This window comes from Methylobacterium oryzihabitans (genome assembly GCF_004004555.2).
In the GTDB taxonomy this organism is placed as follows: domain Bacteria; phylum Pseudomonadota; class Alphaproteobacteria; order Rhizobiales; family Beijerinckiaceae; genus Methylobacterium; species Methylobacterium oryzihabitans.
Map to the genome: position 1 here is coordinate 1 of NZ_SACP01000119.1, position 505 is coordinate 505.

Annotated in this window: 1 protein-coding gene; it reads left to right on the forward strand. The window is 65.0% G+C overall.

Features of this window, described 5'->3' with window-relative positions; translation table 11 throughout:
* Nucleotides 1-505 (forward strand): TetR family transcriptional regulator (locus tag EOE48_RS28635; RefSeq protein ID WP_127734237.1); only part of this gene is annotated, 505 nt, incomplete at both ends.

Here is a 505-nt window from a genome sequence, read left to right on the forward strand (position 1 = left end):
GTTCTCGCGCTTCCTCGGGCCGTTCTGCGCCAGCCTCGAGCGCGAACTGGAGCGGCGCCAGGCCAAGCCGGAGCACAAGCCCAGCCTCGAAGAACTGCTGGAAATGCTGGTGGAGCAGGCGTTGGCCGTGCAGCCTCGCAGCAATAACGACCTGTCGATCTTCATGCGCCTGCTGGGCCTGGCCTTCAGCCAGAGCCAGGGCCACCTGCGGCGTTACCTGGAAGACATGTACGGCAAAGTGTTCCGCCGCTACATGCTGCTGGTCAACGAGGCCGCGCCTCGTATTCCGCCACTGGAACTGTTCTGGCGCGTGCACTTCATGCTGGGTGCCGCCGCCTTCAGCATGTCCGGTATCAAGGCCCTGCGGGCAATTGCCGAGACCGACTTTGGCATCAACACCTCGATCGAGCAGGTGATGCGCCTGATGGTACCGTTCCTGGCCGCAGGCATGCGTGCCGACAGCGGCGTCACCGACGAGGCCATGGCCACGGCGCAGCTGCGACCC